The sequence below is a fragment of the Chryseobacterium antibioticum genome, assembly GCF_012927325.1.
Taxonomy (GTDB): Bacteria; Bacteroidota; Bacteroidia; order Flavobacteriales; family Weeksellaceae; genus Chryseobacterium; species Chryseobacterium antibioticum.
Map to the genome: position 1 here is coordinate 1 of NZ_JABBGI010000053.1, position 8,595 is coordinate 8,595.

General features: G+C 38.8%; 8 protein-coding genes. 2 read left to right on the plus strand and 6 right to left on the minus strand.

The window, feature by feature from the left end; translation table 11 throughout:
* Positions 1–74 precede the first annotated feature (74 nt).
* Positions 75–212 carry a bacteriocin-like protein gene (locus tag HHL23_RS23020; protein WP_449386651.1) on the minus strand — a complete coding sequence of 46 codons (138 nt, stop codon included), beginning with the start codon at positions 210–212 and terminating at the stop codon, positions 75–77.
* A gap of 208 nt (positions 213–420) precedes the next feature.
* On the opposite strand from HHL23_RS23020, the gene HHL23_RS21920 reads away from it, so the two are divergent.
* Complete coding sequence (locus HHL23_RS21920; RefSeq protein ID WP_169236869.1) at positions 421–906, plus strand: hypothetical protein; 486 nt, start codon at positions 421–423, stop codon at positions 904–906.
* Between the two features lie 33 nt (positions 907–939).
* Positions 940–1,320, plus strand: coding sequence for a DUF7079 family protein (locus HHL23_RS21925; protein WP_169236870.1), 381 nt, complete (start codon positions 940–942; stop codon positions 1,318–1,320).
* A 54-nt stretch (positions 1,321–1,374) separates the two neighbouring features.
* Here the strand turns inward: HHL23_RS21925 and uvrA are convergent, their stop codons facing one another.
* The 5 genes from uvrA to HHL23_RS21950 all read right to left on the minus strand — a co-directional run bounded on the left by uvrA (position 1,375) and on the right by HHL23_RS21950 (position 8,472).
* A complete protein-coding gene (uvrA, locus tag HHL23_RS21930; RefSeq protein WP_169236871.1) occupies positions 1,375–4,206 on the minus strand; it encodes an excinuclease ABC subunit UvrA in 2,832 nt (943 codons plus the stop codon).
* A 258-nt stretch (positions 4,207–4,464) separates the two neighbouring features.
* Positions 4,465–5,397, minus strand: a complete 933-nt coding sequence (locus HHL23_RS21935) for a DUF3829 domain-containing protein (protein WP_169236872.1) — start codon at positions 5,395–5,397, stop codon at positions 4,465–4,467.
* Between the two features lie 3 nt (positions 5,398–5,400).
* Positions 5,401–7,305, minus strand: coding sequence for a type VI secretion system baseplate subunit TssF (locus HHL23_RS21940; protein ID WP_169236873.1), 1,905 nt, complete (start codon positions 7,303–7,305; stop codon positions 5,401–5,403).
* A 25-nt stretch (positions 7,306–7,330) separates the two neighbouring features.
* Positions 7,331–7,771: a GPW/gp25 family protein gene (locus HHL23_RS21945; protein WP_169236874.1), complete on the minus strand. Its 441-nt coding sequence runs from the start codon at positions 7,769–7,771 to the stop codon at positions 7,331–7,333.
* A 167-nt stretch (positions 7,772–7,938) separates the two neighbouring features.
* The gene (locus HHL23_RS21950) at positions 7,939–8,472 is read right to left on the minus strand and encodes an APC family permease (RefSeq protein ID WP_317174733.1); all 534 of its coding nucleotides are present in this window, start codon (positions 8,470–8,472) and stop codon (positions 7,939–7,941) included.
* Positions 8,473–8,595: the final 123 nt, after the last annotated feature.

Consider the following 8,595-nt stretch of genomic DNA (forward strand, 5'->3'; position numbering starts at 1 on the left):
CAAAGATGTCATTAAAAAATATATAGAAAATCAAGGAAAAGAAAAAGAATATCAAAAAGTGCATGAGGCTCAACTTACACTTTTTGACTTTTAATACTTCGGGGCTCTGCCCCGGGGTAGTTTATTCTTTCGCAGTATACGCAGTATTTCTTTGGCTCCCCGCCATACACGGATTTCAAATCGGTTTTAGTCAGTTTCTTTAAATTTTTCATATCGTTTTAATTTTATGTTTGCTTAGTTTATAACGAATTTTCTATCCATTTATTATAGTTTAATGTTTAGAGTTTTCATGATTTATAGGTCCCCTACTAAAGACTAAAAAACATCAGCATGAGATATGTACTATGGGTCACAATCGCGTTTAAAATTTATTGCGTATCTTTCAGTACACCAAAATATCACACCAAAACCAATAAAAATATGGAAATTATCACAGCAAAAGGAGCTCATGCCGGGCAGCTAGATGCAGTAAAAAAAACATTGCTTTCTAACAGCCTTCTTTCCGGCCACGATGACATGGGCAACTACAGCAAAGGAATATGCCATGATGTGGTAGCTTATGCCTTATATATGAGAGGAGCCGCTATATCCCCTAGTGAACTTGTACAGTTTCACGCGCAGGGATGGCTCAATAAGTTCGATTATTCCTCAGGAGAGAAATGGGATGGATACTCTATCATTCCCAAAGGAAAGGCTATTGGATTTTACAGAGTGAGGGATAAAACATGGTTTCATTCGGCTATCACTACAGGAAGTGGCTCAGAGATCAGATCTGTGAACGGATTTTCTTTAGGAACAGCATGGTCGGTTCCCGTAGATATGAAATGGGTCCTTGGCAAACGTAATTTTGATGGAACCTTTAATTATGACGGAACTAAAATAGAGGTTTATATTTCTTCTCTGTAACAGGGCTAATTCTCATTATTCAAGAATTATATAATGTTGAATATTATCAATAGTAAAGAGCGAAAACCTATCTGGATCGCTCTTTCTGATTTTTATCTGGATACAGAACTTCAGGATTTTGATTTTCGGTATATTGCAAAAACAATTCTGGAAAGTCCGTATACTTTTGAAGAGGTGAAAACGATTAATACCTATGAAGTCTTTCCCGTATTGCAGTCCAATCTGCTTCAACCTGCAGGTGAATGGGCTGGTTTTAATGAAAAACGGCTCGTGGAAGCCATTACAGATTATCTTGAAACTAAAAAGAGTTCTGATGACATGATGATTGGCGCCAATTATAAAAAATATGAGTGGATGCAGGAGGATTATTGGGTTAGGCTGGAAGGTATCTATAATGAAATGCGGGGGAAATAAAAAAGCCACAATTTGTATTGTGTGGCTTTTTCTGTATTATTTTAATTCGATTTACTATTCCAATTCCCTCTTCAAGAACTTCCCGGTCAAACTCTTTTTAGACTTCACGATCTCTTCAGGAGTTCCCTGAGCTACGATCTGTCCTCCATGTTTTCCACCTTCCGGTCCTACGTCTATAATATGGTCGGCCAGTTTGATCACATCCATATTATGTTCGATGATAATGAAAGAGTTTCCTAATTCCACCAGCTGATTGATGGCTTCCATCAGGATCTTTACATCTTCAAAGTGAAGTCCGGTTGTTGGTTCATCTAAGATATACAGGGTGTTTCCGGTTTGTCTTTTCGAAAGTTCTGTTGCAAGCTTGATACGCTGTGCTTCCCCTCCTGAAAGTGTCGTCGATTGCTGCCCAAGGGTAATATATCCCAATCCTACATCCTGAAGGGTCTTTACTTTAGCAAAAATCTTAGGGATTGGCTGAAAAAAGTCTACCGCTTCATCAATGGTCATATCCAGTACATCGGAGATCGATTTTCCTTTGTAACGTACTTCCAGGGTTTCTCTGTTGAAACGTTTTCCGTTACACGTCTCACAATGTACGTAAACATCAGGAAGAAAATTCATTTCAATGACTTTCAATCCTCCACCCTGACAGGTTTCGCATCTTCCGCCTTTTACGTTGAAAGAGAATCTTCCCGGCTTATAGCCACGGATCTTACTCTCCGGAAGTTCTGCAAAAAGGTTTCTGATGTCTGTAAACATTCCTGTATAGGTTGCAGGATTCGAACGCGGTGTTCTTCCGATTGGTGTCTGGTCTACGTCTACAATTTTATCTATATTATCCAGCCCTTCAATCTTCTTATACGGAAGAGGTTCCTGAACCGCTCTGTAAAAATGTTTGTTAAGGATCGGATATAAAGTTCCGTTGATCAGGGAAGATTTTCCGCTTCCTGAAATTCCCGTCACTACTACTAATTTTCCTAATGGGATATCAAGGGTTACATTTTTAAGGTTATTTCCTGTAGCTCCTTTTAACAGAATATTTTTACCGTTGCCTACTCTTCTTTCTGAAGGAACTTCGATTTTTCTTTTTCCATTAATGTATTGTGCCGTGATGGTATCTGCTTTTAATAAGTCTTTCGGTTTCCCCTGCCACAATATTTCTCCTCCGAATTTTCCGGCTCTCGGACCAATATCCAATACCTCATCGGCTTCCAGGATCATATCTTTGTCGTGCTCTACAACAATCACAGAGTTCCCGATATCTCTAAGGTTCTTTAATGAACTGATCAGTCTTTCATTATCTCTCTGGTGAAGTCCGATACTTGGTTCATCCAGAATATACAATACATTCACAAGCTGTGACCCGATCTGTGTAGCCAGACGAATTCTCTGAGACTCCCCTCCTGAAAGGGTTCTGGAGCTTCTGCTTAAACTCAGATAATCCAAACCTACATCCAAAAGGAACTGAAGTCTTGTTTCAATCTCTTTTAAGATCTCGTAAGCAATGATTTTATTTTTTTCTGAGAATTTATCTTTAATGTATGATAACCATTCTTTTAAATCAGATAAGCTTAAAGCATTTACCTCAGCAATATTCTTTCCGTCTATTTTAAAGCTTAAACTTGCAGGCTGAAGACGAGTTCCGCCGCATTCCGGACAGGTCTCTTCTGTTGTGAAATGTCTTTCCAGCAACACCGCCTCATAAGATTCCCTTTCATCAATGATCTCTTCCATAAAAGTGATCAGACCATCGAAGCTTATTTTTATCTTTTTGGTAATCCCTGCGTATTTCAGGTCTTTATTAAATTCTTTATGACATCCGTTGTAGATATAGTCTAAAGCCTCTTCGGGAATGTCCTGAATAGGCGTCGCCATCCCCAATCCAAAGATCTCAAGAATATTTTTGATTTGAGACAGAATCCATTTGTTGGATTTAATATCTTCCAACGGCAACAATCCCCCTTGGTTGATCGACAGTTTAGGATTTTCAATAAAATAATCCGTGTTGATCTTTTTGATGGTTCCTAATCCTTTACAATCCGGGCAGCTTCCTTTCGGAGAGTTGAAAGAGAATGTATTCGGTTCCGGAAGCGCCAGTGAATGGCCTGTTTCGGCATCCATCAGATTTTTCGAGAAGTATTCAATATCTGCACCTCCCAGTTTCTGGATTCCTATAACGCCCTCACCCATTTCCATCGCGGTACGCAAGGATTTCTCCATTCTGGATTCGGAGGCATTTTCCCCAATGATCCAACGATCGATGACGATGTCGATATCATGGGTTTTGTAACGGTCAAGTTTAAGATCGTATTCTATATCCTGAAGTTCACCGTCGATTCTTGCCTGGCCGTATCCTTTTTTGGCCATTTGCACGAAAAGCTCATGGTAATGTCCTTTTCTTGAACGTACCACAGGAGCCATCAGCATTATTTTTTCACCCTTATAATTTTCCTTGATCGCTTCCAGAATCTGATCTTCCGTATAGCTTACCAATCTTTTCCCGGTAGACAGAGAGTAGGCATCAGAAACCCTTGCATATAAAAGACGCAGGTAATCGTAAAGTTCAGTAACGGTTCCTACAGTAGACCTTGGGTTTTTGTTGGTTGTTTTCTGCTCGATGGCAATTACCGGAGAAAGTCCTTCGATTTTGTCTACGTCAGGACGCTCCAAACCGCCTAAAAACTGACGGGCGTATGCCGAAAATGTTTCCATATAACGACGCTGTCCTTCAGCAAAGATGGTGTCAAAAGCCAAAGATGATTTTCCGCTCCCCGAAAGTCCGGTAATTACGACCAGTTCATTACGCGGGATCTTAACATTAATATTTTTAAGGTTGTGTTCACGTGCTCCGTAAACTTCTATATATTCAGTTGATTTGCTCATAATTTGGAGTGACTCTGCCTGAAAATCACAATGTGCAAAATTACGGAATTTTATGGAATTGTATGAGGTGGAAAGTTTTTATTAAAGTTTAATTTTTGTTAAATTTTCAACGCTATAAAATTCAATAAATAGATCACGTTAGATTAGGATTTTAATACCATTTATTTTCATGTCCCTCTAATGTTATGCTGAATAATTAAGCAAATAAAAAGACTGACACAATGCATCAGTCTTTTTATATAGATTTTATAGAATTCCTTATTTCACAAATGAATTGTACGAGTTCAGTACAGATTCATACGAAGAATCGATCTGCTGAATATCACTGTCGGAAATTTTTCCTGCGCCTTTAGCATCACGGATTAGTTTTCTGTAGGTATCCAAAAAGCTGGAAGCTGTTTTATTAAAGCTTTCAAACTGTGATTTTTTATAAGAATACTGTGGATCTTTCACATTGAAGTCTAATTTCGAATTGGCTTCTACCGTTTTGGCAAGCTCATCATATTTTTTCTGAATTTCTGCTTCACTGAATTTTCCTGAATACTGTTTGTCCAATACATCAATATTAGAATCCAGAGAATTCATTACATTTTTGGAAGAGATAATGTACTCTTTCAGGGGGTGATCCTTAAGAACTATTTCTTCCGCGGCATCAGTTCCCGGCTTGATCTTGGCGATTACATTTTCTCCAGAAGTAAATAAAGCCTGAGCTTCTGTTTCAATATCCTTTGTGATAGCATCTGCTTTCGCACCTTTATCATCTTTGTAATCTTCAGAATTCATATAGGACTTAAGCTCTTCAAACTTTTTCTCTATATTTTCCTTCTTAGCCTTATAGATGTTAAAATCTGCTTCTATCGCTGCTTTATCTTTTCCAAAACCTGATGGCACGTCTTTGATCTTTCCGAATGCAAAATCCATTGAGCTGATCACAATAGGCATCATAGTTACTTTCTCTCCTTTTGCTTTCGCTGAAGCAGCATCTGCATATTTCAGAATGCTTTCGATATGTCTTGATGTACTTTTATAAGAATCTAAAAAATTGTTATTAAAATCAATGATAGCATTGGCGTCATCCGCTCCGCCAAGGTTCAAAACAGAATTTCCCAGTGTACTGATGTCTTTTTTACAACTGACGACACTGACTGATGTAAACGCCAGGGCCATTGCAAGTACGATAATCTTTCTCATAGTTTATAGTTTAGGTGTTATAGTTTTTATTTCGTCAAGATCAACATCTTCATTACTTATTTTCACTACATATTCGATCCCGTCAATAGCTTTTGAAATAATTTGGTTTCGAAGGATATTGGCCATATTTTCCCAGTAGGCTCTTCCGTAAAAAGAATAGTTCATAGGAATAATTTCGACCTCAACGGTTCTTACAAAACCTTCTTTCGGACGATTACTGATCATGGTTCCCCTTTTTACTCTGACTTCCTTTACCTCATCTTTGAGAACCATTCTGCAGTAGTTCTTAACGTCTTCAAGGGAGATGATCTTGTCTCGTGTTGTTAAAGCATATTTATAAGCCTGAATACTGTCTGTTCCTTTTTGCTCTTCAGATCCACCTATAGTTTCGGTGAGAAGTACAACGGTCTGTGATTTCAACTGATTAGAAAGCTCTGTTCCGGGACGCATGTGATTAGCCAGTGTACAATGCGTTATCCAGAAAGAAGCGTAGGTATGATCCGTTTTTTCTACAGGTTCCATGATCACATAATTCAGCTCCTGTCTTATATTTCTCTTGGCATTATTCACCTTTTGTACCATGGTCTTCATTTTGTCAGACATTTCGCTCAGTACGCCTTTAACGTTATCTCTGTTTAAAAGTGAAAATGCAGCGATCTCATCTCTGGTCAGTTCCAGTACATTGGCGATCATGTCTACCGCATTTCTATTGGTAAAACGCTCCATTCCTCCTTTTCTTACCGTATACAGACCTTTTTTAAGATCATCAGCCGGAGTAAAAGGGATCTCAGTATATCTTCTTCCGTCACCATCCTGAACCTCATCCACGTACAGGAAATGTTCTCCTTCGTCTGTAACAAGAGGAATATTGTTTCCCATAATGTCCAGGCTGTATTCTGTCTTCTTCCAGCCTCTGTTGTAGATCGGGAATGCATTCATGACAAAAGAAAAGTTATCCAAAATCTCGGCAGAAAACTGCGGTGGGAACTCAAAAGTAAGCCATAGATAACGTTTGTCCCCAATTTGCTTTTTGATATCCTCTTTTCCATCGAGAAAATCCAGGTTCTGCGGCAGTTTTCCAGGTTCTGAAAAAAGACTGTCTGAAAGTCCTGTGATTTCGATGAATTTATGGCGATAAATACTTTTAATATCTTCAATGGCCTTATTCCGGATAGACTGTTCTTTAAACATCTGTTCATATCCTTCCGGCTGGCTATTCGTAAGGTAGCTTAGCCCTTCTCTCACAAATAAAGGATTTCCATTACTGGTTACCGTAATATAAGGAAGAAGTTTATAGACAAAGTCCATATGTTCAAAAGCAGGGTTTGAACAAAATACACTCATGTATTTAGGGAAATTTTCACTGGTGTATTTGCTTACATCCACTCCTATCGTGATCTTTCGGTAATCTTCAGGTTTTCCCTGAAATCTTGCTACCGGTATTTTATTAAGTCTTTCGTCTACACTGTAGCAGGTATTTCCTACAAACATGACGGCAGTCTGTACTTTATTGATCCGTACATTTCCTACCGGTGTAAAAGGAATATTCAGCTGTTTATCCGATTCTGATTTCACTGTAGAGGTCATCTGTTTGCGGAAGAAGAACTCCGTATGTTCAAGTAAAACCTCGGAAGACTCATACGGTAATGTAAAAGCAACGGCATGGGCCGGAATCGGATGGGTATAAATGGATGGCGTCAGAAGTTTTGCCAGTTTCTCCAGGATTCGTGCGTTGACTGTCTGAATCTCATTATTAGCTTTAAAGACTTCCGTACTGAAAGCATCTATCAGTAATTTTACAAAAGGGTCCAGAGATTGCGGGCTTTTCAGTCCCCACACTTTGGTGGCATTCTGAAGCATTCTTGCCTTTACAGATTCTTTGGAATATATACTTTGATCTAAGTTCATAAATTTTTCTTGCAGTTAAAAACATTTAGTCAATAGACATCGGACTTAAAAATAATTCTGTAGAAAAGCTGAAACGCTCTCCCGTTGCCTCCATTTTTGCATTGATGGCAATTCTTACTTTCTTTTTGATCTCTGTGTGTTCTTTGGTATCGTAGCTGTGTTCTACAAATTGAATGTGGGCATCAACCTGTGCCTGTACGATCCGGGGTTCATACTCCTGAATCTGCCTTTTGAGGCTTTTGATGAAAACGCTCTCCCATACGGCACTGGTCACTCCATTATCGAATTCCAGGCTCCAAACGTCGTTTCCATAGTTATCATCATATCGGTTTTCGCCTTTTTTGGTGGTGATGAGCAGCATGATATTGTGCGCAATGCTTTCGCCCATGTCGCAGATATCAATGCTCCCGCCTTCAGTCATGAGTGTTGAAGGTACAAAAGGCATTCTGTAATTTGGTGTATCCATAGTCAGCTTCTTATTTTTACTTCATGGTCTAGTTTACTTAAAAAGAACTACCAAAATACACATTTTCATGAAATAAACGGGAAAATACCTCAAAAATATTATCAAAAACGAGGGCTCCCAGATTCATCCGGAAGCCCTCAAGTAGTATAGATACGGTCAAATTTTAGTTATTGATCCGGCTGTTTTTTCCTGTTAATAAAATAATAGACCGGAAGTCCAAGCAGTACCATTAAAAATCCGGGCCAGGTGTATTGCTGTTTGTAGATCAGAAGTAGCACACAGAATCCGGCTCCTATCAGAAGGTAGATAATGGGAGTTACCGGATATAGCCATGTTTTGTAAGGTCTTTCCAGATCAGGTTTCTTAAACCTTAAATAAATAACCCCGAAGACAGTGATCATATAAAATAAAACGATCACAAAAGAGATCATATCCAGGAGATTACCATATTGCCCGCTCAGGCAAAGCAATGAAGCCCAGACTCCCTGCATCCATAAAGCATTTTCCGGAACCTCATTTTTATTATTCTTCTCTGCTGATTTAAAAAACATTCCGTCTTTCGCCATGGTCTGAAATACTCTAGACCCTGCCAGAATAAGGCCGTTGTTGCACCCGAATGTAGAAACCATCACCAGAACAGCAATAATAATCGTTCCTGCACTTCCGAAAATATTTTGTGAAGCAGCAACCGCTACCCCAATGTCATTAAGTTAGTAAAATATCACAAGCTATCCTTTTGATTTTTAGAGACTATGGGTTTAGCTCTTGCTCTATATTTACCTATATTTCTTTTGTTTGATCTCTGAGGTCTTATAGGAATTAAA